The sequence below is a fragment of the Gordonia bronchialis DSM 43247 genome (assembly GCF_000024785.1).
Lineage (GTDB): Bacteria > Actinomycetota > Actinomycetes > Mycobacteriales > Mycobacteriaceae > Gordonia > Gordonia bronchialis.
On record NC_013441.1, the window covers coordinates 4,713,088 to 4,738,082 of the forward strand.

The following is a 24,995-nucleotide window of genomic DNA, read 5'->3' on the forward strand; positions in this document are numbered from 1 at the left end:
TACGGTGGTCGGCATGAGTATGGAATCGGTCGCCTGGGACATGATGTACAAGTCGTCGACCTCGCCGACGGACCGCCGGCTTCGTCGCGACCGCCGGACGACGCTGCGCCGGATCGGCGGATTCGCGCGGCCGCATCGTCGTCGGATCGCTGCGTTCCTGGTGTTGTCGGTGTTCACCGCGGTCCTCACCGTCGTCACGCCGCTGCTGGCCGGGCGGGTGGTCAACCTGATCACCGGTGGCGGCTCCGACGCCGGAGCCGCGATCGTCGGCCTCGCCGCACTGATCGCGTTCATCGCCGTCGCGGAGGCCGCGGTGTCGGTGGTGGTGCGGTGGTTGTCGTCGACCATCGGTGAGGGTCTGATCCTGGACCTGCGCCGCGCCGTCTTCGACCACGTCCAGCGGATGCCGGTCGCCTTCTTCACCCGCACCCGCACCGGCGCGCTGGTGAGCCGCCTCAACAACGACGTCATCGGCGCGCAGCGCGCCTTCAGCGACACCCTGTCCGGGGTGGTGTCCAACATCGTCACGCTGGCGCTGACGCTGGGCGTGATGATCGCGATCAGCTGGGAGGTGACCATCCTGGCGTTGATTCTGTTGCCTGTCTTCGTGATTCCGGCCCGGCGGATGGGGCGGCGGATGGCTGCCCTGTCCCGCGAGGCCGCCGAGCACAATGCGCGGATGTCGACCCAGATGACCGAGCGGTTCTCCGCACCGGGTGCCACCCTGGTGAAACTGTTCGGGCGCCCCGAGGTCGAGTCCGCCGAGTTCTCCGGCCGCGCGGATCGGGTGCGCGACATCGGGGTTCGGCGCGCCATGCTGCAGACGGTGTTCATGACCGCCCTGACGCTGGTGTCGGCGCTCGCCCTCGCGCTGGTGTACGGCCTCGGCGGCTGGCTGGCGATCCATCAGCATCTTTCGGCCGGAGCCGTTGTCTCCCTGGCGCTGTTGCTCACCCGCATGTATGCGCCGCTGACCGCGCTGGCCAACGCCCGCGTCGAAATCATGAGTGCCCTGGTCAGTTTCGAGCGGGTCTTCGAGGTGCTCGACCTCGAGCCACTGGTCGCCGAGAAGCCCGACGCGCGACCGGTACCGCTCGCCGACAGCGGATCGGTCGCGGTCCGCATGTCCGACGTGTCCTTTGCCTACCCGTCGGCCGACAAGGTGTCGCTGGCATCGCTGGAAGAGGTTGCGCAGCTGGATAACCGGGGTGGCGAGACGATTCTGCATCGCGTCGATCTCGAGGTCGCACCCGGCAAGATGCTCGCCCTGGTGGGCAGTTCCGGGGCCGGTAAGTCGACGATCGCCGGGCTGGTGACGCGGCTCTACGACGTCGACGACGGGTCGGTGCAACTCAACGGCGTCGACGTCCGCGATCTCCGGCTCGACTCGCTACACCGCACGGTCGGTCTCGTCACGCAGGACGGTCACCTATTCCACGACACGATCCGCGCGAATCTCGCTCTGGCGCAACCCGATGCCGATGATGAGGCGATCTGGGACGCGCTACGGCGGGCCCGGCTGGCCGATCTCGTCGGATCACTGCCCGAGGGACTCGACACCGTCGTCGGGGAACGCGGTTACCGGCTCTCCGGTGGCGAACGCCAGCGCATGACCATTGCGCGCCTGCTACTCGCACAGCCGGCCGTGGTGATCCTCGACGAGGCCACCGCACACCTGGACTCGACGTCGGAAGCGGCGGTGCAGGAAGCACTTTCCGAGGCACTGGCCGGTCGCACATCGATCGTCATCGCACACCGGCTCTCGACCATTCGGGCGGCCGACGAGATCGTGGTACTCGAATCCGGGCGCGTCGTCGAACGCGGGGACCACGCAGCGCTTCTCGCCCGCGGTGGGCGCTACGCGGAGTTGTATCGGACCCAGTTCGCCGACGACAGTGCGACGGTGACGTGCTGTGGCGAGTCGATGAGTGCGTGACAGCGTCTCTGCTGCCTGGCCGTCCTCTCCCGCGCCGGAGATGCGTCGCCTCCCCCTCTGCCGGTTGAGCCGCCGCCCCCCTGCTGGAAATCAGTCGTCGAGGTCGTCGAAGTTGTCGATCAGTCCGCGCCGCGGCTTGTCCCCCTCGGCCGGCTTGGGGGTGAGTTTGCGACGACGGAACTGCAGGAAGATCATCGCGATGTTCACCAGGATGATCGCGATGCCGATGGCCACCCACACCCACCGGCCGTCGCGCCACCACGTATAGGTGAGGGCGCTCACGCAGACCATCAGGATGATCGCGCCGACGATAGTCAGGCTGCTCGCGAAAGTCTGTGCGGTGCGCTGATATTGGTGATAGGTCATCGGAAGGCGTCCTTTCCGGTCAGGGCCTTGCCGATCATCAGCTGATGCATCTCACTGGTTCCCTCGTAGGTGAGCACCGACTCCAGGTTGTTGGCGTGGCGGATCACCGGGTACTCCAGGGTGATTCCGTTGGCGCCCAGAATCGTCCGGCATTCACGGGCGATCGCGATGGCCTCGCGGACGTTGTTCAACTTGCCCAGGCTGATCTGTTCGGGACGAATCCCGCCGGCATCCTTGCGACGACCGAGGTGCAGGGCCAGCAACTGGGCCTTACCCACCTCGAGGGCCATGTCGGCGAGTTTGACCTGGGTGATCTGGTATCCGGCAAGCGATTTGTCGAAGACCTCGCGGTCGGTGGCGTAGGCGACGGCGGCTTCCAGACAATCGCGGGCGGCGCCCACCGCGCCGAAGACGATGCCGAAGCGCGCCTCGTTGAGGCAACTCAGCGGGCCTTTGAGTCCTTCGACGCCGGGCAGCATCGCCGACGCCGGCAACCGTACGTCCTCGAGCACGAGTTCGGCGGTGACCGACGCCCGCAACGACATCTTGTGTTCGATCTCGATACCGCGGAATCCCGGTGTGTCCGTGGGCACCACGAACCCGCGGATACCGCGCGCACCCTCGTCGAGGTCGGTGCGCGCCCACACGACCGCGACGTCGGCGACGCTGCCGTTGGTGATCCACATCTTGGTGCCGTTGAGGACCCAGTCGTCGCCGTCGCGTTTGGCGCTGGTGCGCATGCCGGCCGGATTGCTGCCGAAGTCGGGTTCGGTGAGCCCGAAACAGCCGATCGCCTGTCCGGCCGCCATCCGCGGTAGCCATTCCTCGCGCTGCTCGTCGCTGCCGAACGCACGAATCGCGAACATCGACAATGAGCCCTGGACAGAGACAAAGCTGCGCAACCCGGAGTCGACGGCCTCGAGTTCGAGACAGGCCAGACCGTAGGCGGTGGCCGAGGTGCCCGCACAGCCGTAGCCCTCGAGATGCATCCCGAACAGGCCCAGTTCGCCGAGTTCGGTGGCGAGGTCACGTACCGGCAGCGATCCGTCCTCGAACCACTGGGCCACATGCGGGCGCAGCCGTCGGGCGCCGAAGTCGCGCACCGTGTCGATGATGGCGCGTTCCTCGTCGTCGACGAGGGTGTCGAGCGCGAACAGTTCGGCAACGGTTTGTGGGGACATCTCAGACCTCTCAGTAATTCTGCAGCACGATCGACACCGCGACCGCGACCGCCACCACCACTATCGCAGCGACCAGGAACAGCACCGCCGACGGCCCCGGCATCGGGTCGCCGTACTGCAGGGCGCGCGTGACCTTGCGCCACCGGTAGCCGCCGATGAGGGTGACCGCGCAGCCGACGGCGATCATCACCAGACCCAACGAGGTCTCCACGACGGTGTCGGTGACATCGGGGGCGATGTAGACGATCGCGACGCCGCCGGCGAGGAACCCCAACGAGGTGCGAATCCAGGCCAGAAGCGTGCGTTCGGCGGCGAGAGTGAAGCGGGCATCCACCGCACCGGGTATCGGTTCCCGGGGTGCGGAACCCTCGTCAGCCGGCTCGTTCCTCGCGGTTGTCAGCGTCCTTGCCCTCTCGTATCGCCTGCACCGCGAACGCGGCGGTCACGTCGATCGCGTGCAGCGTTTCCGGGTGGTGCACGGCGAGTACCGGGAACGCGTGCACCTGCCAAGCGTAACTGTGGGCCACCGCATCCACCCCGGCCGCGTCGAGGGTCTCCACCAGTTCGACGACGTCGGGTTCGAGCATCTCGCCTTCGGCGGTGATGAAGGCCGTCGGCGGGAAGATCGTGGCGTCGACGTCGCGGATGCGCCGCGCGCCAGTCAGCGGGATGGGTCCACGGTCGAAGAGGGTGGCGAGGCGGGCCATCTTCGATTTCGGGAGGTAGGCGTCGGATCGGCTGGAACGGTCCGGATTGTCGCCGAGGTCGAGGTCGAGCAGCGGTGAGAACCCGATCAGCGCGGCGGGTGCAGGCAGATCCCGCTGGGCCGCGGCTTCCACGACCTTGGCGGCGAGAAATCCGCCCGCCGAATCGCCGGCGACGATGACCCGGCGATACCCGCGTTCCCTGATCAGTTCGGTGTAGGCGTCCACGGCGTCGGCCACCGAGGTCCCCACCCCGGCCTTGGGGAGCTGACGGTACTCGAGCGCGAACACCGGGACCTCGCAGGCGCGGGCGAGGCGGGCCGCGATCGACCGGTGCGTGCCGAGTCCGCAGACGACGAAGGCGCCGCCGTGCAGATAGAGCATCGCGGTGTCGCCGTCCCGCCGCGACGGCCCGGACGGCACGATCAATTCCACCGGACGCCCCGCGAGAACCATGTCCTCACGCACCACGCCCCTGGGTTTGGGTCCTGCCGCGAAGAGCCGGTCGATGAGGAACAGGCCGGCCATTCCCGAGCGGGTCAGGGGCCACAGGGCCAGTGTCGGCTTGAGCAGTACGCGGGTGCCAAGCCACAGCGGGTACGAGCGGAGACTCGGCTTGCGGTGCGACACGATCGGCATTCGTCTCCTCCTCTACCGAAACAGCCACGTCAGGAGGCCTGCACCCCACCAGAAGTCGGGTGGACCCTGGGCCGAAGCTACACCCGACGATCGTCGTGGACCGCGTTATCGGGCGTGTTTCGCGCGAAACCTCACCGGGACCGCCACACGAGACACAGGCCACGACACCTGTTGTTCGCACTGGTGGGCTATATTCTCGGACTCGTGTCGAGATGGTGGCGGTAAGCGTGCAGATCCCTCCTCAGTTCCTGCTGTCCACGCAGGCTGCAGCCCCGCGCACCCTCTGCGACGTGTTGTCGGAGACCGCCGCCCGGTTTCCCGATGCGCCCGCCATCGACGATGGTGACCAGGCTCTCAGTTACACCCAGCTCGTCGCCGTCGTCCGCCGCGCCGCCGTCCGGCTGACCGAGGCGGGCGTGGGCCGCGGTTCTCGCGTCGGCATCCGCATGCCGTCGGGCTCGCGTGACCTGTACGTCGCCATCCTCTCGACGTTGTATGCCGGAGCCGCCTACGTGCCGGTCGACGCCGACGACCCGGAAGAACGCGCCACCCTGGTCTTCGGGGAGGCGCGGGTGGACGCCATCATCGACGCCGACGGCATCCATGCCACCGGGCACTCCGCCGACACCGGCCCGGCCGACCCCGAACTGCCCACCGTCGACGACGATGCCTGGATCATCTTCACCTCCGGGTCCACCGGAACGCCGAAGGGTGTGGCGGTCAGCCATCGCAGCGCCGCCGCCTTCGTCGACGCCGAGGCGCAGATGTTCTTGCGCGACAACCCAATCGGGCCGCATGACCGGGTGCTGGCCGGATTGTCGGTGGCCTTCGACGCGTCGTGCGAGGAGATGTGGCTGGCCTGGCGCAACGGAGCCTGTCTGGTGCCGGCACCGCGGTCGCTGGTGCGCAGTGGCATGGACCTCGGTCCATGGCTGGTACAGCGCGACGTCACGGTGGTCTCCACGGTGCCGACGCTGGCGTCGCTGTGGCCGCCGGAAGCGCTGGAGGCGGTGCGCCTGTTGATCTTCGGCGGTGAGGCCTGCCCACCCGAACTGGCCGAACGCCTCGCCGTCGGCGGCCGCGAGGTGTGGAACACCTACGGCCCCACCGAGGCCACCGTGGTGGCCTGCGCCGCCCCGCTCGACGGCACGCCACCGGTCCGCATCGGCCTGCCGCTGGCCGGCTGGGACCTGGCCGTCGTGGGACCCGACGACCAGCCCGTCGCCGAAGGCGAAGTGGGCGAACTGGTCATCGGCGGTGTGGGACTCGCGCGCTACCTCGACCCGGCGAAAGACGCCGAGAAGTACGCCCCGATGACCACCCTCGGGTGGGAACGCGCTTATCGCAGTGGGGATCTCGTCCGCCTCGACCCCGACGGCCTGATCTTCATGGGCCGCGCCGACGATCAGGTCAAGGTCGGTGGCCGGCGCATCGAACTCGGCGAGATCGACAATGCGCTGCAACATCTGCCGGGAGTCAGCGGGGCCGCGGCGGCGGTCCGCAAGTCCGCGGCGGGCAACAGCCTGCTGGTCGGGTACCTGGTGTCGGCCGACCCCGACTTCGATGTGGCCCGCGCCCGCGACGAACTGTCCCGCGCACTGCCCGCGGCGATGGTCCCGCGACTGGCCGTCGTCGACGAATTGCCCACGCGCACATCCGGAAAGGTCGATCGGAACGCTCTACCGTGGCCGTTGCCCGGGGCGCCGGCCGACGACGCCGCACCCGAACTCGACGCCCACACCGCCTGGCTGGCGCAGCAGTGGACCGATGTCCTCGGGGTCACCATCTCCGACCCCGACGCCGACTTCTTCGCCGAAGGTGGCGGATCGCTCTCGGCCGCGCAACTCGTCACCGCGGTCCGCGCCCGCTACCCCGACGTCACCGTCGCCGACCTCTACGACCATCCCCGCCTGGGTTCGATGGCCGAGATGCTGGCCGCCCGCACCTCGGCCGCCGTCGTCGTCGAACGGCAGGTGACGCCGACGCCGCGCCGGGCCGGCCTCGCGCAGATCGCGTTGTCGGTGCCGCTGACCACGCTCACCGGACTGCAGTGGGCCACCTGGCTCGGGGTGGTCAACAACGTCGCGATCCTGGTGACCGACGGGCTCGACCGGTCGGTGCCGTGGCTCATCGAGGTCAACTGGTGGGTGCTGCTGGTGGCGTTCCTGCTGTTCATCACCCCGCCCGGACGCATGCTGATCGCCGCGATCGGCTCCCGGCTGCTGCTCGCCGGCGTCGGGCCCGGCGAGTACCCGCGCGGCGGCAGCGTGCACCTGCGACTGTGGGTGGCCGAGCGGCTGCTCGAGGCCAGCGGCGCCGCGAATCTGTCCGGCGCGCCGTGGATGATCTACCTGGCCCGGGCGCTCGGCGCGCAGATCGGCCGCGGCGTGGACCTGCACACCATTCCCCCGGTCACCGGCCTGCTCAGCATCGGCGAGGGCGCCTCGGTGGAACCCGAGGTCGACCTGTCCGGATGGTGGATCGACGGCGACGTCGTCCACATCGGCGAGATCGTGATCAAGCGGGGGGCGTCCATCGGCGCCCGGTCCACACTGATGCCCGGCGCGGTCATCGGCGGCGACGCCGAGGTCGCACCCGGATCGGCGGTCTTCGGGCGGGTCAAGGCGCGGCAGCACTGGGCCGGTTCACCGGCGATCAAGGTGGGCAAAGCCGGTCATCCGTGGCCGGATCACCGGCCCCGACGCGGTCCGCTGTGGGTGCCGATCTACGGGGTGTCGTCGATGGTGCTGGCCGCCATCCCGCTGATCTCGCTGGGCGCCGGACTCGCCGTCATCGGCACCTGGGCGCTGCACGCCGACCGGCTGCGCGACGTCGGTCGCCGAGCCCTGATCCTGCTGCCCGCAGCCACCCTGACCAGTCTGCTCGTCTTCGCGGTGATCACCGTCGTGCTGGTGCGGCTGCTGTCGCTGCGCCTGGAGAAGGGGTATCACCCGGTGCGTTCGCGTGTCGGGTGGCAGGTGTGGATGACCGAGCGTCTGCTGGATTCGGCCCGCACCTATCTGTTCCCGCTGTATGCGAGCCTGCTCACCCCGTCGTGGTTCCGGTTGCTCGGCGCCAAGGTCGGCAAGGGCACCGAGATCTCGACCGCGTTGGTGCTGCCGAAGTTCACCACCATCGGCGACGGCGCCTTCCTCGCCGACGACACCATGGTCGCGTCCTACGAGCTGGGTGGCGGCTGGCTACACATCGACGAGGCGAAAATCGGCAAGCGGTCGTTCCTGGGGAACTCCGGGATGACCGGCCCGGGACGCAAGGTACCCAAGAACGGTCTGGTCGCGGTGTTGTCGGCGACGCCGGATCGGGCCAAGTCGGGGTCGAGCTGGCTGGGGAGCCCGCCGGTCCGGTTGCGCCGCACCGCCGCCGAGATCGACACCTCGCGCACCTTCGACCCGCCGACAAAACTGAAGGTGGCCCGCGCGGTCATCGAGACGCTGCGGCTGGTCCCGGTGATGGTGTCCTTCGGGCTGGGCATCTTCATGCTGCTGGGCTTGCAGTACATCGCCAGCCAGTCGCACTACGGCATCGCCGCACTGGTGTCGGGGCTGCTGCTCCTGGTGGCCGGCGTGTGTGCCTGCTGCATCGCCGCGGCCGCAAAATGGCTTGTGGTGGGCCGCATCCGGGTCAGCGAACATCCGCTGTGGAGTTCCTTCGTGTGGCGCAACGAGCTGTCCGACGCCTTCGTCGAGACCGTCGCGGCGCCGTGGTTCGCCAACGCCGCGACCGGCACCCCGATCCTGAACCTGTGGCTGCGGATGCTGGGGGCCCACATCGGGCGCGGCGTCTGGTGCGAGACCTACTGGCTCCCCGAGGCCGACCTGGTGACCCTCGGCGACGGCGCAACCGTGCAGCGCGGGTGTGTGGTGCAGACCCACCTCTTCCACGACCGGGTGATGGCCATCGACACAGTCCGCCTGGGAGCCGGCGCGACGCTGGGCCCGCACTGTGTGGCACTGCCCGCGTCGGGTCTCGGCGACTCGGCGACGGTGGGCCCGGCCTCGCTGGTCATGCGTGGCGATGTGGTTCCGGCGCACACCCGCTGGCAGGGCAATCCGATTGCGCCGTGGGAGAAGTGACCGCTCGACCCATCATCGGCGACGATCCATCTCCTCTCGGATGTGTCGCTCGAGGCCTCAGCGCCCCTTTCGCGATACGCGTGGAATACCTTCGGTGGGGCAGGCGTTCCTTCATGTGACGGTGGCGGGCTCATTGCCCCGGGCCTCACCCCTTTTCGCCGCTGCGTGCGGCCACTCGCCGAGAGGCGCACTGACCGGCACCGTCCCTCAACACACTGAAGCCGTCGACCCCGATACGGGTCGACGGCTTCAGTCGTCATGCACAACGCGCCAGAGGTCGACCTCAGACGGTCTGCGCGTCGTCGACCTTCTTCGGCAGCGTGAGCAGCGTCGCGACGCTGACGACGATCAGCATGATGCCGGCGACCCACACGAACACCCCGAGCGCCCACGGCACCGCCGCGAGCACGATGCCGGCCAGGACCGAGATGACGCCGGAGATGATCAGGTACCACTTGGGGGCGTGAGCCGAGCCGGAAAAGGCGGCATAAAGGTCGGAGACGCCCTGGAAGATCCAACCGATTCCGATGAACAGCGCGAGCAGCCACACGGCGTCTTCGGGGCTGGTCACCGCGATCACCCCGGCCACGAGAACGATGAGGCCCAGCACCCCGAGCAGTGCCCGCCACCCAACGCTGAGGAAGGTTGCGGCGAACGCCTGGTAGATGCGGAAGAGCCCGGCGACGATGAGTGCGATGCCGAACAGGAAACCCAGCACGACCGTGGTGGGCCCCGGCCACACGATGGCGACGATCCCCAGGACGATGCCGATGACGGAGGTGACGATCATGGCCGTGCGGACGGCGTTGACGAACTCGTCCGGGATCTGCTTGGTGTACACAGCGAATGTCATGCTGTGAGTTTAGCCCGCGGCACGGGCGATGGAGCCGCAAACGCGGGTGACCCGCCGTAATCAACCCCGGTTGGTCAGATGTCCCGGCCGGGACGGTAGTACATATCTGTGGCCACCATCGGATTCTTCGACCGCAGCGACGACGACCGCCTGTTCCCCACCCGGTTCTCGCGCAGCATGTGGGCCCCCGGCACCCTCAACGGCCCGGCGGTGTGCGCGATCGCCGCCCGCCACGCCGAGGTCGAGTACGGCGAGACCGGATTCCGGCCGGCGCGGTTCACCATCGACCTGTTCAAAGCGGCCCGGGAAATCCCCACGACGACGCGCGGCCGGCTCACCCGAGCGGGTGGGCGAATCCGGGTGGCCGAGGTCGACGTGGTCCAGTTTCCCGCCGACGGCCCCGACGACGGCGTGATCGTCGCGCGCAGTACCACGGTCTTCCTGAGGGACTCGGTCAACCCGCCGGGCGACCGGTGGTCGCGACCCGACGATGCGGTCACCTTCCGTCCACCGACCGTCGGCGACGACGACTACTTCCCCAGGTTCGCCTCCGACGTCGATGATGTTCCGGGTGACTGGGACTCCAACATGGGCAACCACCAGAATGGTCACCGCAAACGTCTGTGGTCACGAGCGGCGCCCGCGGTGGCCGGCGAGTCGCTGACACCCTTTCAGCAGGCCGTGATCAGCGCCGAATCGACGAGCCTGGTCTGCAACTGGGGCTCGACGGGGATCGGCTTCATCAACTGCGACCTGACCGTCGCCCTCTCCCGTCTGCCGGTCGGCGCGCGGATCGGGGTGGAGGCCGATTCGCATGTCGAGAACGACGGCATCTCGGTTAGTACGTCGGGCCTGTATGACGAGCACGGGATGTTCGGAACCGGGCTGGTGACCGCGGTGAACAACGCCGCCGCCGAGATCGACTTCACCAGTGTCGACACCTCGGAGCGCTACCGCGAGGCCTGAGCGGCGCCATGCGTCACGCGCGCGTCGCTCTCAGGTCTTGATAAGGTCACGCCCATGAATCGGAGCCTCACACGACTACGACTGGGATTGGGTGTCTCGGCCCTGACCCTGGCCATGACGGTTGGCCTCGCGGTCACGCCGTCCACTGCCCAGGCCGCCAATGCGGCCGGACCGGCATCGATCGTCAACCGGCTGACCGGACCGTTCTCGATGAACGATACCGTCGCGCGGTACAACATCGTCGGCACCGATCTGGGTGTCATGTGGGACAACGGGCATGGTGAGATCCTGACCGCCTTCGGCGACACACAGTCGTTCAACGGATGGTCGTTGCTCTACGGCCAGCTCTTCTACTGGCGCTCCAACGTGTTGCTGCGCAGTACCGACCGCAATCTGGCCGACGGCATGACCTTCACCAGTCACGCCGGTCCGCCCGGACACGCCAAGCGTCTGCTCAAGCCGAACCTGCGTCGCGAGATCACCATCATCCCGACCGCCGGGGTCGCCGCCAACGGTGCGCAGTACATGACCGTCATGTCGGTGAAGCACTGGGGCGATCCGGGCATCTGGCTGACCAACTGGTCGGGGCTGGTGAAGTCCACCGACAACGGCCGGAACTGGAAGGCCGTCAACGCCTTCCGGCCCAACGGCGGCGGCAACAAGAAGTTCCAGATGGGCGCCTTCCTCAAGGTCGGCAAGACCGTGTACTACTACGGCACCCCCGACGGACGGTGGGGCGCAGTCTATCTGGCCAAGGTCGACGAGTCCGACATCGAGAACCTCGGCAAGTGGGAGTACTTCTCCTACGGCCGCTGGGTGCGCAACAACCCCGACGCGTCCACCCCGATCATGGCCGCACCGACCGGTGAGATGTCGGTCGCCTGGAACGACTACCTGGGCAAATACGTCTCGCTCGCCCAGGGCGACATCGGCGTCAAGCTGCGCACCGCCGACAAGCCGGAGGGGCCGTGGACCTCTGGTGAGCTGGTCATCCCGTCGGCCGATCCCTACACCGGTTATGCGCCCTACATCCACCCGTGGTCCAAGGGCAGCACGCTGTACTTCACGTACTCGATCTCGCTGGGATACCAGGTGTACCTGATGCGGTTGCCGCTCAAGAAGGGCTGACCCCTTCCCCGTACCACCGACGTTTATCGCCGTAGATCCGAGCCAAATGTTTGCTCGGATCTACGGCGATATTTGTGGCGTCAGCCGCCGATGCGGCCCATCTCGTCGATCTCGGCCTGCTGCGTCGACTTGATCTGCGCGGCAAGGGCCTTGGATGCCGGGTCGGAGCCCTCAGCGATCTCGGTGTCGGCCATGGCGATCGCACCCATGTGGTGCTGAATCATCATGTTGATCCACCTCGTGTCGAACTCCGCACCCGACGCAGCGCGCAGAGCCGCCATGTCCGCCTCGGACATCATGCCCGACATGTCGCCGTGGCCACCGTGGCCAGTCGAGTGCTCATCGGTCGACGGGTCGACGCCCCACGACTTCAATCGCGCGGTCATCTGATCGATCTCGGGTTGCTGCGCGTTCTTGATTCGCGTTGCGAGAGCGATCAATTGGGGGTTGGTGGTCCGGCCGTTGACCAGCTCGGCCATCTCCACGGCCTGTTGGTGGTGCGGGATCATCATCGAGTTGAAGGTGACGTCGGCGTCGTTGTGCGTTGATGCCGGCGCCGACGCCGAACTCGACGAGCCGGTCGCGTTATCCGAGGCGGAGCAGCCGACGGCGCCGAAGGCGAGTCCGCACAGGGCGATCGCACCACCGGCGGTGACGATGATTCGACGCTGAATTGGGTTGGTGTGCATTGTTTTCCTTACGAGAGAGATGTCTTGCTGATGACGGGCACGACTATCCGACCGGAACTACGCGTTCCGGCCAGTTGGGGCCCATCAGCAGCGGATCACCTGCAACTCGAGGTGGCTGCGCATCGCCCACGGCGGCGGACGGCCGAGCACGGTGCGGACCGGGAAGCCCCGGAGCACCGTGCCGGCCAACACCAGGAAGCCCCAGATGAGGGCAACCATGATGATCGGGGGCGGATCCACGTCGGCGCCGCGCAGGAAGGCACATCCGTGCGTGTGGGCGTCGCAGTCGTCACCCGGGCCCATCGAGGCGCCGGATTGGTCGGTCCCGGGCATGATGACCGGTGCAGTGGCGGGGTGGGGTGAATGCGTCTCGGGCGCAACCGGAGTCGAATGGTGCCCAGACGCGGAAGTCGCCGACGAGGTCGCTGTCGCCGGGCCACATGCGGCGACCACGATGTGCATGAGCGGAACCGCGACCACGATCGCGACCAGCAGCGCGATGCCCCACCAGCGGCTCAGCAGCCGACCGCCGAAGGCGCTTCGTCCTGTCGGTTGAGTAGCCGGAGCGCTAACGGAGGCGTATCGAAACCCGCTGACCATCAGACGAAAACCTAGGTCGAAGCGACCACGACGTCGTCGGGATCACTCTGCCGCTCCGCTTCGTGGCGTTCACGCCGCGGTATCAGCCAGGTGCGGTCGATCACGTGGTAGGCGGCGATGACGATCGCCGCGAGACCCCAGCCGAGCAGGATGTCGAAGACGTAGTGCTCGGCGGTGTAGACCAAGGCGAAGGCCATGGCGAGCGGGTAGGCCATGAACAGTGTTTTACCAAGGGCTTTGACGCGTGGCCACATGAACAGCGCGAGCAGCATGCTGAGTCCGGCATGCAACGACGGTATGGCGGCCACGAGGTTCGACTTGCCCTGCCCGACTTCGACGAGACTCGACGCCATCGCGATCCCGAGGAAGTTCCAGCCACGCGAGGAGATGCGTTCGACGTAGGGCGCGGCGCCGGGATGGGTGGGTTCGACGTCGCCGAGGAGATTCCCCTCGACGGGACCGGCTTCCTGATACATACACGCCGGGTCGCGCGGATAGTCGACGACGTCCGCGGCAGTGCATTTGGCCGCCGCCCACGGCGGCGCCGCGGGCACCATCGTGTAGCCGATCAGACCGAGGAACGAAGTCGCCACGAAACAGGCCGCATATCGTCGCCAGGCCGTGCGGTCGCGCAGCCAGAGCACTCCGGCCACCGCGTACGGAATGATGAAGAACGACATGTAGACGATGCTGACGATGACTTCCCACCACGGGGCGGTCGGCTCCTTGAGGTGGGATTGCAGCCACACCGTGGGGTTGACGCCGAACATCCAGTGGTCGACGTCGACCGCGAGGTGCCAGTGCGTCGGCATGTTGATGGCCTGCGCGAAGTTGCGCACCAGGTCGTAAAGGATCAGGATCAGCGCGAACGGCAGCCAGTCGACGATGACCGTGATCATCTTGCGGCGACCGATGCAGTTGGCCAGCAGGCCCAGGCACATCAGGATGATGAGGCTGGTCCGGTCGACGGCCAGGCCTTCCAGCAGGAATTCCCCCACGATCAGCAGAATCCACGCGCCGATCGCGATACGCCGCACCATCGTCAGGTCACGACGCTTCTCCGGTTCGGCCTCCATCTCGGCAGCCGCGGCCAGGTCATCGAGGATGGGTTCCACCGTGGGCGGATCGGATGCCGGCTTGTCCGGTCGGGACTTCCCGACCGTCTCGTCAACACTCACCGAAGAAACTTCCTGCCCATCACACCCCGCGGGGCACCCACCCGGTCACTTCCCGTCAGTCTAGAGGCCATCTGCTGTTGGTCGAACCGACGCCCGGCCGTCAGTGTCCGATTTTCCGGTCAATCGGACACTAATATGGTGTTGTGCGTCACATCAGGGTGAACTAGACGCTCTCCCCGGATGTGAACGGAGCAGGAGGTCCGGTGCCCAATCGATATCTGCGTTACGGCGATCAGCGCTACATCATCACCAAGGAGGCGGAGGCGCGCCTGAACCGCACCCTCGACTCGGTGTATGCGGCGGGCGGCCGGAGTCACGAGTGGCTGAATCTCTACCACGACAGCCCGGCGCCGTGTCGCCTCCTCATCGCCGCGGGTGTACCGATCACCATCGAGACCGAGCCCTGCGTAGGGGACTGACAAGCCCACTATCGGCGATTCGACGACCGCCGCACGAGCTGCCAGCCGGCGAAACTATCGTGGGCTCATGCGCATCGGAGCCCACCTTCGTGAAGACGGCGACCCACTCGCCACGGCGGAAGAACTCGGCATCGACGTCTTCCAGATGTTCGTCACCGACCCGCAGAGCTGGAAGAAACCCGCACCCAACCCGCACGCCGCCGAGATCCGCGACTCCGGCGTCGACGTGGTGGTGCACTCGAGCTACCAGATCAACGTCGCGAGCCTCAACAACCGGCTGCGTATGCCGTCGCGCAAAGCCGTCGAGCAACAGGCTGCCGCGGCCGCCGAACTCGGCGCCTTCGGCCTCGTCGTACACGGTGGGCATCTGCGCGACGGTGAGGATTCCGCGGAGGGTTTTGCCAACTGGCGCAAACTCTTCGACCGCCAGGTAGACAAGGGCGGCTTCGGCGTCCCGATCCTCATCGAGAACACCGCCGGTGGTGATCACGCGATGGCGCGCACCCTGGAGTCGATCGATCGGCTGTGGGAGGCCGTCGGCGACTTCGAGCAGGCGGGTTTCTGCCTCGACACCTGTCACGCGTGGGCGGGCGGTGAAGATCTGGTGGGACTGGTCGAGCGGATCAAGGCGATCACCGGACGCATCGACCTCGTACACCTGAACAACTCACGCGACGAGTTCGACTCGGGCCGCGACCGGCACGCGAATCTCGAATCCGGGCACATCGATCCGGCTGTCCTGGCCGCGGTCGCCGCAGCCGCTGACGCACCGGTCATTCTCGAGACCCCGGCCGACGGCATCCCCGGCGACCTCGCCTATCTGCGCGAAGCACTGGGCTGAGTCCGCAGGTCGGCGCCCTCGCATCGTTTCGGGCACCCTGCGCTTGCAATAGTTAGCGGCCTCACATCGGCTCGGGTTGTCGGCCGGGCTACTCGCGAGTAAACTGAGGTTACCGGCGAGTAACTTATGCCGTTCGCCGAACGCCTCATACGCCCACACGACCCAGCCAGATAGGAACTCTCATGGGCCACTACAAGAGCAACATGCGCGACCTCCAGTTCAACCTCTTCGAACTGTTCGAACTCGACAAGGTCCTGGAATCGGGCGAGTTCGGCGACCTTGATCACGAGACCGCCGTCGACATGCTGCGCGAGGTCAAGGCCCTGGCCGAGGGGCCCATCGCGGAGTCGTTCGTCGACGCCGACCGTAACCCGCCGGTCTTCGACCCCGAGACCCATTCGGTGACGATCCCCGAATCCTTCACCAAGTCCTACAACGCACTCATCGAGGGCGGCTGGGACAAGATCGGCATCGCCGACGAACTCGGCGGCCTGCCCGCTCCTCGCTCGCTCTACTGGGCGATCGGCGAGATGATCCTCGGTGCCAACCCGTCGGTGTTCATGTACGCCGCCGGCGCCGGCTTCGCCAACATCTTCTTCAACAACGGCACCGACGAGCAGAAGAAGTGGGCGGCAATCTGTTCCGAGCGCGGCTGGGGAGCCACCATGGTGCTCACCGAGCCCGACGCAGGTTCCGATGTGGGCGCCGGACGGACCAAGGCCACCCAGCAGGAAGACGGCTCCTGGCACATCGACGGCGTCAAGCGGTTCATCACCTCCGCCGACCAGGACATGACCGAGAACATCTTCCACCTCGTGCTCGCCCGTCCCGAAGGCGCCGGCCCGGGCACCAAGGGGCTCTCGCTGTTCTTCGTGCCGAAGTTCCACTTCGACTTCGAGACCGGCGAACTCGGCGAACGCAACGGCGTATTCGTCACCAACGTCGAACACAAGATGGGGCTCAAGGCGTCGGCCACCTGTGAGGTCACCTTCGGCCAGCACGGGACCCCGGCCAAGGGCTGGCTCGTCGGCGAGGTCCACAAGGGCATCGCGCAGATGTTCGAGGTCATCGAGCACGCCCGAATGATGGTGGGCACCAAGGCCATCTCCACCCTTTCCACCGGCTACCTCAATGCGCTCGATTACGCCAAGGAGCGTGTCCAGGGCGCCGACATGACCCAGATGACCGACAAGTCCGCACCGCGCGTGACCATCACCCACCACCCGGATGTGCGTCGCTCGCTGATGACCCAGAAGGCCTACGCCGAGGGCCTGCGCGCGATCTACCTGTACACCGCGTCGCACCAGGATGTCGCTGCCGCACAGATCGTCTCCGGCGCCGACGCCTCGATGGCCCACCGTGTCAACGATCTGCTCCTGCCGATCGTCAAGGGCGTCGGCTCCGAGCGGGCCTACGCCAACCTCGGCCACGAGTCGCTGCAGACCCTGGGCGGGTCGGGCTTCCTGCAGGACTACCCGATCGAGCAGTACATCCGCGACTCCAAGATCGACTCCCTCTACGAGGGCACCACGGCCATCCAGGCGCAGGACTTCTTCTTCCGCAAGATCATCCGCGACAAGGGCCAGGCCCTCGCACACGTCGCCGGGCAGATCCAGTCGTTCATCGACTCCGAGGCAGGCAACGGTCGGCTCAAGGCCGAGCGTCAGCTACTGAAGACCGCGCTCGATGACGTGCAGGCGATGGCGGCCTCGCTGACCACCAATCTGATGGCAGCACAAGAGGATTCCAAGGAGCTCTACAAGGTGGGGCTCGGCTCCGTCCGCTTCCTCATGAGCGTCGGCGACCTGCTCATCGGCTGGTTGCTGCTGCGTCAGGCGCAGATTGCGCTCGGCAAGCTCGACGAGGGTGCGACCGGCGACGACAAGGCCTTCTACGATGGCAAGGTCGCCGTGGCGAGCTTCTTCGCGAAGAACATGCTGCCGCTGCTCACCTCCATCCGCGTCACCGTCGAGAACGTTGACAACGACATCATGGAACTCGACGAGGCGTCCTTCTGAGACAGACGAACCACACGGAAGTCCGCCCGCCGAGGGACATCATGGAACTCGACGAGGCGTCCTTCTGAGACAGACGAACCACACGGAAGTCCGCCCGCCGAGGGACATCATGGAACTCGACGAGGCGTCCTTCTGATCTGACAGTTCACCGAAATCCCCACCCGCGCCCCGGCGTAGGTGGGGATTTCGTCGTTCTCGGCGTCTCAATTCGAGACTGCGATCGGGCCGCCAGGTTCTACGCTCGGAACAGGTATCCGTACCGAAACGAGGCATCCCGATGAAGGCACTGGTGTATCACGGCCCCGGCGAGAAGAGCTGGGAGGACGTACCCGACCCCAAGATCAGTGAACCCCACCGACATCGTCGTCAAGATGGACACGACGACCATCTGCGGTACCGACCTGCACATCCTCAAGGGCGACGTGCCCGCCGTGACACCGGGCCGCATCCTCGGCCATGAAGGGGTAGGCACCATCACCGAGGTCGGCGGCGCGGTGACCACCCTCGCCGTCGGCGACCAGGTGATCCTTTCGTGTGTGTCCGCCTGCGGGAAGTGCAACTTCTGCAAGCAGGGAGTGTTCTCGCATTGCCTGGGAAGTGAAGGCGCCGAGGGCATCGGCTGGATCTTCGGACACCTCATCGACGGCACTCAGGTCGAGTTCGTCCGGGTTCCCTACGCGGAGACGTCGGTGTACAAGCTGCCGTCGTCGGTCACCCCGGAGCAGGGGGTGCTGCTCTCCGACATCCTGCCCACCGGACATGAGATCGGAGTCCGCTACGGACAGGTCAAGGCCGGCGACGTGGTGGCCGTCGTCGGCACGGGCCCGGTCGGTCTGGCCGCCATCGCGACTGCCGGACTGTACGGCCCCAGCCGCGTCATCGCGATCGATCTCGACGCGAACCGCATCGAGCAGGCCAAGAAGTTCGGCGCCACCGACGGCGTCCTCTCCTCGGCCGACGACTGGCGTGATCAGGTGATGGCCATGACCGACGGACTCGGCGTCGACGTCGCGATCGAGGCCGTCGGCATCCCGGACACGTTCCAGATGTGCCTCGACGTCGTGCGGCCGGCCGGACATGTCGCCAACGTCGGCGTGCACGGCAAACCCGTCGAACTCGCGTTGCAGGATCTGTGGATCAGCAACATCGTGATGTCGATGGGACTGGTCAACACCAACACCACCGACACACTGCTGAAACTGGTGGCGCAGGGCCGCATCGCGCCCGACGGTTTCATCAGCCACCGGTTCTCACTGTCGGAGATCATCGACGCCTACGACGTCTTCGGTCGCGCGGCAGAGACCAAGGCGCTCAAGGTGATTCTCAACGCGCGTGATGTCTCGCGTTCCGGGTGATCCCATGCTCGGATTCCCGGCATGACGTCACGCGGACACTAACTGATCACTGTCAGACAGTATGTGATCTGTGGCGGCTTGTCGTAGGTCAAGTCTTGTTGTCCGACTGCGCAGTCGCGCAACCCGGATTCGCGCGACTCCACTCGGACTGCCACGTAGGAGCTGCCCGTCGGCGAGCCACCGCACGGGATTTCTTTGATATCGGCCAGTGATCCCGTAGCGCTGCTCAACGGCCACTCGTAGCACTTACCGGCCGCCATTTCCCGCACCAGACACAGGGTCTTCGTGCCATCACCGGTGCCATGGAAGTAGAGGTAGTCGTAGCCGCCACATCCGGCTCGACTGTCGGCCTTGCTTGCCACGGAGAAGTGGAAATCGCTAGTGCCACAATCAATTTTCTTGGGCTTGACGTCATTGCCTGTCGTCCGTTCGACGCGCACGCAATCGCCGATCGCGACGTCGTCGGAATCACTCACGTTGTCCTTGGTGGCAAAGACCGCCAGAGCGATGACGCCCGCCACGATCAGCACGCCGATGACGCCGAACACGCCCAGCAGGATCCAGAGCCACTTCAGACTGCTTTTCTTGGGCGGCGGGGTGAAGCCGCCCGCCGGATAGGCGGGGTACGGCGACTGGCCCGGCTGATACGGCTGGCCCTGCTGGTAAGGCTGGCCCGCCTGGTACGGCTGGCCTGTTTGATAGGGATCGTGAGGCTGCTGGCCACCTGGGTATGGCGGAGGGTTCGTCATGAATGGTCATGCTACTGCCGTCATCCCGTGCTGAGGCGTAGGTGTCTGATCGTTGCCCACGCGCGAGTCGAACATGCCCGGTAGAACACCGGGGACAGTCACTTCCAAGTGATTCTCACCGCGTGACCGGCTACCGGTAGCAGGCCCGCCACCCCTGTGTGCGCAGGACCGTGACATCGCAGTACGTCGCCTGCGGATAGTAGGGGCCCATGGTGAGGACGGGATTCGCTCCGGGCGCCTGGCCGGCCTGCACCGAAGACGGGTAGAAAGCCGACGACGGCAACATGTTTCGCAGAAAGACCACCTTGGTCGCAACGCTGGTGTCACCCCATCCGATGACCGTCACCGTCGGATCCGACGACGCGGTCATGTCCCGTGCGGCAGCGACCACGTAGGTATAGAAGCCGTCGGCGTCGAGGCGGGTCTGGAAGTCCGCCGCGCAGGCGACCACCGGATACGGGCTGACCGTGTCGTTCTGGCACATCGACCAATACCGCAGTGCCACACCGCCTTGCGCGGGCGATGCGCCCCTGCGGGTGTCGGGATAGCTCGGCGCCTTGCCGCGAATCACCGCAACCCGTCCGGGACGGTAGCTCAAGCCCGCACCGATGTACTTGTTGTCGCCGTTGGGAAACAGGCCCGACGTCGAGCGCGGGTTGACGAAAGTGGCCTCCGGAGTGCCGGCCGGGAAGGAGCCCGACGCGGCACCACCGATGGCACGATCAAACACCGCCGTCATCGCGGCCGCGACCGGGCCGGAGTAGTTGCGCGGGTTGAACGGCACCTCGCACGGCGGCAGGCGAACGTCCCTACCGCCGAGGTGCAGCGTGACCGTGGGTAGGTGGACGCCACCGCTGAGCGAGGCCGGGTCGTCTGGCACGTAGACCCGGACGATCAGGAACCCGACGGGCACACGCTGCTTACCGGCCGGCGGGAGTCCGCGAATCTCGTTGCGCGAGTGGTCTGCCGGACGATTCACCACTGTCGCCTGCCACGAACCCCCAGTCGTCGCACCCGCGATCGCAAACGGGTTGACGCCGGATGTGGGCCGAATCTGATTGTCCCGCAACGTGTCCACCGTATTGAAGTCGGTGCCGTAGGTGTTGAGCGAGAAATAGCGGGCGCTGGGATAGCGGCCGGCCAGGGAGATCGAGTCCCCCGCGCCGAGCGCGTACGGCAGCACCCAGTAGGTGGCGTTCACATCCGGAAAGGCGACGTTGAGATCGTCGCGGTTGGACATGATCTGCCATGCACATGCCGGGCCGGGCGCGGTACCCTGCGGGACGGGCACCGCACGAGCAGCCGACGACGCCAAAGCGGCGACCGCCACCACCGCCGACAATACGAAAAGCAACCGCAAGAGTGCCTTCATCAGAGGATTGTCGCCGTCGGCGGCAGCCCTGGTGGCCGTGTAGGTTCTCGCGATCGGTGTCAGTTTCTCAATTTCGTGTCAGTTGTCTGTCAGCGGCGTGTTGGTTTCTCATTTTCGTGTCAGCACGAGTGAAGCTATGTAGGTGCCGCGAAGCGGTGAGGTCGAGGTCAGGTACGTGCAGGGCAACGGTGGTCCTGTCGCGACGACGGTCGCCGCCGCGGATCCGCTACGAATAGTGCGCGGTTTGCCGGTTCGACGAGTGCGAAGTCATCCTCGACGGAGGCATTACGCGGGCTGGTTCTGGTCAGCGACCAATCGTGACCACGTGCTCTACGAGAGCCGGTTGGAGCTCGATCGGCTGTGGTTGGCCGACTTCGCTCCGGGGGTAATCCGGATGGCGGCGCAACCGATGTGGATGTGCGGCTCGGACGGGACGAGCACACGTAGGCACGTTCCCGACATGCTTCTCGAACATGCTGATGGTGGGTTCACGGTCGTGGACGTCAAACCGGAAGAGTTCGCCCGCCGCGAGGAGGCGGCGCAGGTATTCGCCTGGACTGGGCGGGTGTGCGCCTCGCGGGGTTGGTCGTACGAGGTGTGGACAGGCGCGGACCCGGTGGTGCTGGCGAATATCCGGACCATTGGCGCCGCGCGCAGAACGGGCTCGATAGATACCACGACCGTGGCGTGCATCGAGGCGGTCGCCGTGACCGGAATGACGATCGACGAGGTGGTCGCGGCCGCAGACACGCAGCGGGGCCGCATCGCTGTGCTGGCGAAGTTGTGGTTCAGGTCGTGGACGGCGGATCTTACGGTACCGCTGTCCGGGCAAACGGTCTTGACCTGGTGAGAGGACGACTTTATGACAGAAATCCTCGATCTCCGTCCTGGGATTCGGGTCTGGTTCGGGGGCGCCTCGTGGGAGGTCGTCGCCCTCTATGGTCTTGAGGTGACGCTCCGGTCAGGGCCGTCGTTGCAAAGGGTCGCGGTCACCGAAATCGCTGCCACGCTGTGGCAATGGCCCATAAGGACGACTCCTTCGATCCCACAGCGGTGGTGCTGTCGTCGCTGACGACGTCGCAGCGCCACAAGCTCGACGTCCGAGCCGGGCACGTGCGCAGCGCGCTCGCCGCGGTCAACGATGACGGGACCAACCTGGAGTCGGTGCTAGCGGCCAAGGCGAAGGAACTGGATGTCTCGGTGCGCACGCTCTACCGCTGGATCGCGGCTTCCGGGCATCGGGGGTCGCCGGGTTGGCCGACACCCGCATTCGCAGCCGATATGCAGTCGGCGTGGACCCGCGGTGGGACGCGACGTGTCTTCAGGTGCTGGACGACTATGTCGAGGCATCCACGCCGACCATGGGAGATGTCATCGACGCGGTTGTCCGCAAGTTGGAGGCAAGCTTCGGCCCGGGAACGGTGCCGCTGCCCAGTAAAGCCACTGCTTACCGGCGTCTGAAGGTGCTGGCGAAGGGACGGCATGCGTTCGGCAGTGCAAAGGGACGGCGGTCGGTGGCCGATCGTCCGACCGGTGTGTTCGGTCGGCTCCGTGCCACCCGGCCCGGCGAGTACGTGGTGCTCGACACCACGCCGCTGGATGTGTTTGCGATGGAGCCGATCACGATGCGCTGGGTCGGGGTGGAGTTGACGGTGGCTATGGACCTGTTCACCCGCTGCGTGCTCGGACTGCGGTTGACCCCGGTGTCGACGAAAGCGCAGGACGTCGCGAACGTGCTCCACCAATGCATCACCCCAGACCGCCAGCGGGACGACGGCGGGTGGCCGTATCACGGGTTCCGCGGAATCTGCTCGTCGGCACCGAGGAACCCGACGGCGTCTCCCAGCAGCGGGTCGGCGACCTCCCTGCCTGTTTACCGGAGGCGATCGTGGTCGATCACGGCAAGCAGTACCTGTCCGATCACGTGATCGGGGTCTGCGCGCGGCTCGGGATCACGGTCCAGCCGGCGATCCCGCACAAGCCGACCGACAAGCCCACGGTCGAGAGATTTTTCCGCACGCTACGCGAATCCGTGCTCCAGCACCTGCCCGCCTACAAGGGCCCGGATGTGTACTCCCGCGGAAAAGACGTCGAGGACAAGGCATTCTACTACGTCAGCGAACTCGAGCAGATCATCCGCGAGTGGGTCGGGTCGGTGTATCACCGCACCCAAGCACGACGGGTTGTGTGTGCCGGAGATCCCGCGGGCCGAGTTCTGCCCGGCCGAGATGTTCGAGATCGGGGTCGCGAAATTCGGGTGCCTGCTGTTACCGAGCAGCCCGGACTTGGCGTACGAGTTCCTCGATGTGCGGTGGCGGATGATCCACCACTACGGGGTGGAGGTCGACGGGCTGCGCTACGACGGTGCCGGGCTGAACCTGTATCGCGGCACCCGGTCCCCGTACGGCGGTGTGCACGCCGGTAAGTGGCCGATCTTCGTCGACTCCCACGACGTCCGGCACGCCTACTTCCAAGATCCGGACACCAACGCCTGGCACCAACTGGTGTGGGAACACGGGGCGTGCCTGAACCAGCCGTTCAGCGCCGATGCCGTCGACTACGCCAAACGCGTCAGCATCCGCGAGCACCGCCACCTCGATCCGCACCGCGCCGTGCAGGACCTGCTGCTCGCGTGGAGCCGGGAGGAAGTCGAGACCCGCCGCGACCGCAGCCTGGCCCGGCGGCTCAGCGCGCAGCGGCCCACCCTCGACGGCGAACGGACGTCCGGTGCCGCGCCGGACGGCGAATCCGTGCGGGAGGACGCGTCGCTGCCCGGGGTCATCGATCTGCTCGAGCACCTCGCCCAACGCTCGACGAGCCCGGTCGAGCTTCCCGACGACCTGGACGTGTTCGAGCAGTACTACGCGCAGCGGCCGGACGAGGAGGTATTCGGGGTGTTCGACGAGTGAACCGATGGGCACGATGGTTGGCGGACAACGGCACCGCCCGCTACCAACTCTCCCGCAAGAAGGGATGGGATGCGTTCGTGCACTCCGCACCGCGCGAGTCGTTCGACGTCCTCACCCGCACCGAAATGACCCGGCTCAGCGGTGAGGAACGGGAGGACTACAACGAGGCCCGGATGGTGTGGAACGCGAACCTGCCGACGATCAAGACCAGCCAGCTGACCGCCGCGTACTCGGTGATCGATCAGGTCCTGGCCTCCGGGCGGCGGGACGGGGACAAGCTGCGCGGGTCGGTGGTGATCGACGCCGAACCCGGTTTGGGGAAGACGACCATCGCCACCCGGTACGCCCGCGACTTCCACCGCCGCGCCTACCGCCGGGAGGGCCCGGTCACCTTAGGTGGCTCTCCGCATTTGAGCGGGGCGTGTGCTGATTTCATGCTGCTGGTCTCTGCCCTCGGGTGAGGGCGATGTGGACCATGATGCGCCTTCGGTAGTTGTCCATGTTGGTGAAGCCGCATCCGACACGCTTGGTTTGCTTGATGATCCGGTTGAAGCCCTCGGTGCGGGCGTTGGTCACGTCCTCGGTGAGCGCGACGAGCACCGCTGGCCACCAGGTGTCGATCGTGGTCGCCAGGCGGCTGGTTTCCTCCATGTCGGCGCGGGCGGCGGCGTCGTAGAAGTCGTACAGCCTGCGCCGGATCTGGTGCGGCTGGTGTTCGGCCAGCAGCAGGCGCAGGCGTTCCTTGACGGCATGCGCGGCGGCCGTGCAGTTGCCGGGTGATCCGTTGACGGACCTGGGTGACCATGAGGTTGGCGAGGGCGACGAGATGCCACTTGTCGACTGCGATCCGCGCGTCCGGCAGGGCGGTGCGGATCGATCCCGGATCGACAGGTACAACAGCGCCCGCCCGCACACCCGCCTCGGCAACGCCCCACCCGCCGAGTACGAGGCAGCGCACTGCGCTGAGCCCACCAAGTCATCGCGACCGGCAATGACAC

General features: G+C 66.6%; 21 protein-coding genes and 2 pseudogenes. 12 read left to right on the plus strand and 11 right to left on the minus strand.

Annotated features, from left to right (window positions below; genetic code table 11):
* Nucleotides 1–13 precede the first annotated feature (13 nt).
* Nucleotides 14–1,936, plus strand: coding sequence for an ABC transporter ATP-binding protein (locus GBRO_RS21885; RefSeq protein ID WP_012836035.1), 1,923 nt, complete (start codon nucleotides 14–16; stop codon nucleotides 1,934–1,936).
* A gap of 90 nt (nucleotides 1,937–2,026) precedes the next feature.
* On the opposite strand, the gene GBRO_RS21890 is transcribed toward GBRO_RS21885, so the two are convergent.
* From GBRO_RS21890 to GBRO_RS21905, 4 genes are read right to left on the minus strand one after another with little or no spacing between them, the layout of a single operon-like run.
* Nucleotides 2,027–2,302: a hypothetical protein gene (locus GBRO_RS21890; RefSeq protein WP_012836036.1), complete on the minus strand. Its 276-nt coding sequence runs from the start codon at nucleotides 2,300–2,302 to the stop codon at nucleotides 2,027–2,029.
* Nucleotides 2,299–3,483, minus strand: a complete 1,185-nt coding sequence (locus tag GBRO_RS21895) for an acyl-CoA dehydrogenase family protein (RefSeq protein ID WP_012836037.1) — start codon at nucleotides 3,481–3,483, stop codon at nucleotides 2,299–2,301. The genes GBRO_RS21890 and GBRO_RS21895 overlap by 4 nt, the downstream gene beginning before the upstream one ends.
* A 10-nt stretch (nucleotides 3,484–3,493) precedes the next feature.
* Nucleotides 3,494–3,817: a YidH family protein gene (locus GBRO_RS21900; protein ID WP_012836038.1), complete on the minus strand. Its 324-nt coding sequence runs from the start codon at nucleotides 3,815–3,817 to the stop codon at nucleotides 3,494–3,496.
* A gap of 37 nt (nucleotides 3,818–3,854) precedes the next feature.
* Complete coding sequence (locus GBRO_RS21905) at nucleotides 3,855–4,826, minus strand: alpha/beta hydrolase (RefSeq protein ID WP_012836039.1); 972 nt, start codon at nucleotides 4,824–4,826, stop codon at nucleotides 3,855–3,857.
* 212 nt (nucleotides 4,827–5,038) lie between these two features.
* On the opposite strand from GBRO_RS21905, the gene GBRO_RS21910 reads away from it, so the two are divergent.
* On the plus strand, nucleotides 5,039–8,920 hold the full coding sequence (locus tag GBRO_RS21910) for a Pls/PosA family non-ribosomal peptide synthetase (RefSeq protein ID WP_012836040.1): 3,882 nt from the start codon (nucleotides 5,039–5,041) through the stop codon (nucleotides 8,918–8,920).
* 283 nt (nucleotides 8,921–9,203) lie between these two features.
* Here the strand turns inward: GBRO_RS21910 and GBRO_RS21915 are convergent, their stop codons facing one another.
* A complete protein-coding gene (locus GBRO_RS21915) occupies nucleotides 9,204–9,773 on the minus strand; it encodes an HdeD family acid-resistance protein (RefSeq protein ID WP_012836041.1) in 570 nt (189 codons plus the stop codon).
* Between the two features lie 108 nt (nucleotides 9,774–9,881).
* Between GBRO_RS21915 and GBRO_RS21920 the strand changes: the two genes are divergently transcribed.
* Nucleotides 9,882–10,739, plus strand: coding sequence for a thioesterase family protein (locus GBRO_RS21920; RefSeq protein ID WP_012836042.1), 858 nt, complete (start codon nucleotides 9,882–9,884; stop codon nucleotides 10,737–10,739).
* 54 nt (nucleotides 10,740–10,793) lie between these two features.
* Nucleotides 10,794–11,867: a DUF4185 domain-containing protein gene (locus GBRO_RS21925; protein WP_012836043.1), complete on the plus strand. Its 1,074-nt coding sequence runs from the start codon at nucleotides 10,794–10,796 to the stop codon at nucleotides 11,865–11,867.
* A gap of 80 nt (nucleotides 11,868–11,947) precedes the next feature.
* Here GBRO_RS21925 and GBRO_RS21930 read toward each other — a convergent pair whose 3' ends face one another.
* From GBRO_RS21930 to GBRO_RS21940, 3 genes are all read right to left on the minus strand, one after another.
* On the minus strand, nucleotides 11,948–12,556 hold the full coding sequence (locus GBRO_RS21930) for a DUF305 domain-containing protein (protein ID WP_012836044.1): 609 nt from the start codon (nucleotides 12,554–12,556) through the stop codon (nucleotides 11,948–11,950).
* Nucleotides 12,557–12,640: 84 nt separating this feature from the next.
* Nucleotides 12,641–12,889: a hypothetical protein gene (locus GBRO_RS21935; RefSeq protein ID WP_223372723.1), complete on the minus strand. Its 249-nt coding sequence runs from the start codon at nucleotides 12,887–12,889 to the stop codon at nucleotides 12,641–12,643.
* Nucleotides 12,890–13,167: 278 nt separating this feature from the next.
* On the minus strand, nucleotides 13,168–14,334 hold the full coding sequence (locus GBRO_RS21940; RefSeq protein ID WP_012836046.1) for a phosphatase PAP2 family protein: 1,167 nt from the start codon (nucleotides 14,332–14,334) through the stop codon (nucleotides 13,168–13,170).
* Between the two features lie 203 nt (nucleotides 14,335–14,537).
* On the opposite strand from GBRO_RS21940, the gene GBRO_RS21945 reads away from it, so the two are divergent.
* The 4 genes and pseudogenes from GBRO_RS21945 (at nucleotide 14,538) to GBRO_RS21960 (ending at nucleotide 18,967) form a co-directional block, all read left to right on the plus strand.
* Nucleotides 14,538–14,753: a hypothetical protein gene (locus GBRO_RS21945; RefSeq protein WP_012836047.1), complete on the plus strand. Its 216-nt coding sequence runs from the start codon at nucleotides 14,538–14,540 to the stop codon at nucleotides 14,751–14,753.
* A 67-nt stretch (nucleotides 14,754–14,820) separates the two neighbouring features.
* Nucleotides 14,821–15,594 (plus strand): deoxyribonuclease IV, encoded by a 774-nt coding sequence (locus GBRO_RS21950; RefSeq protein ID WP_012836048.1) that lies wholly within the window; start codon nucleotides 14,821–14,823, stop codon nucleotides 15,592–15,594.
* Nucleotides 15,595–15,776: 182 nt separating this feature from the next.
* The gene (locus GBRO_RS21955; protein WP_012836049.1) at nucleotides 15,777–17,612 is read left to right on the plus strand and encodes an acyl-CoA dehydrogenase; all 1,836 of its coding nucleotides are present in this window, start codon (nucleotides 15,777–15,779) and stop codon (nucleotides 17,610–17,612) included.
* A 277-nt stretch (nucleotides 17,613–17,889) separates the two neighbouring features.
* Nucleotides 17,890–18,967, plus strand: a pseudogene (locus tag GBRO_RS21960) (zinc-dependent alcohol dehydrogenase family protein).
* A 38-nt stretch (nucleotides 18,968–19,005) separates the two neighbouring features.
* Here GBRO_RS21960 and GBRO_RS24855 read toward each other — a convergent pair.
* Nucleotides 19,006–19,716, minus strand: coding sequence for an LppU/SCO3897 family protein (locus tag GBRO_RS24855; RefSeq protein ID WP_012836050.1), 711 nt, complete (start codon nucleotides 19,714–19,716; stop codon nucleotides 19,006–19,008).
* A gap of 130 nt (nucleotides 19,717–19,846) precedes the next feature.
* A complete protein-coding gene (locus GBRO_RS21970) occupies nucleotides 19,847–21,088 on the minus strand; it encodes a hypothetical protein (protein WP_012836051.1) in 1,242 nt (413 codons plus the stop codon).
* Nucleotides 21,089–21,323: 235 nt separating this feature from the next.
* Here GBRO_RS21970 and GBRO_RS21975 point away from each other — a divergent pair, with 235 nt between their 5' ends.
* The 4 genes from GBRO_RS21975 to GBRO_RS21985 all read left to right on the plus strand — a co-directional run bounded on the left by GBRO_RS21975 (nucleotide 21,324) and on the right by GBRO_RS21985 (nucleotide 24,458).
* On the plus strand, nucleotides 21,324–21,938 hold the full coding sequence (locus tag GBRO_RS21975; RefSeq protein WP_223375434.1) for a TnsA-like heteromeric transposase endonuclease subunit: 615 nt from the start codon (nucleotides 21,324–21,326) through the stop codon (nucleotides 21,936–21,938).
* 475 nt (nucleotides 21,939–22,413) lie between these two features.
* On the plus strand, nucleotides 22,414–23,016 hold the full coding sequence (locus GBRO_RS27220) for a hypothetical protein (RefSeq protein ID WP_227892807.1): 603 nt from the start codon (nucleotides 22,414–22,416) through the stop codon (nucleotides 23,014–23,016).
* A gap of 261 nt (nucleotides 23,017–23,277) precedes the next feature.
* On the plus strand, nucleotides 23,278–23,997 hold the full coding sequence (locus GBRO_RS27225; protein WP_227892808.1) for a hypothetical protein: 720 nt from the start codon (nucleotides 23,278–23,280) through the stop codon (nucleotides 23,995–23,997).
* A complete protein-coding gene (locus tag GBRO_RS21985) occupies nucleotides 23,994–24,458 on the plus strand; it encodes a hypothetical protein (protein WP_223372727.1) in 465 nt (154 codons plus the stop codon). The genes GBRO_RS27225 and GBRO_RS21985 overlap by 4 nt, the downstream gene beginning before the upstream one ends.
* Here GBRO_RS21985 and GBRO_RS24860 read toward each other — a convergent pair.
* Nucleotides 24,430–24,955: pseudogene (locus GBRO_RS24860) on the minus strand (ISL3 family transposase). The gene GBRO_RS21985 and the pseudogene GBRO_RS24860 sit on opposite strands and share 29 nt — an antisense overlap.
* Between the last annotated feature and the right edge of the window lie 40 nt (nucleotides 24,956–24,995).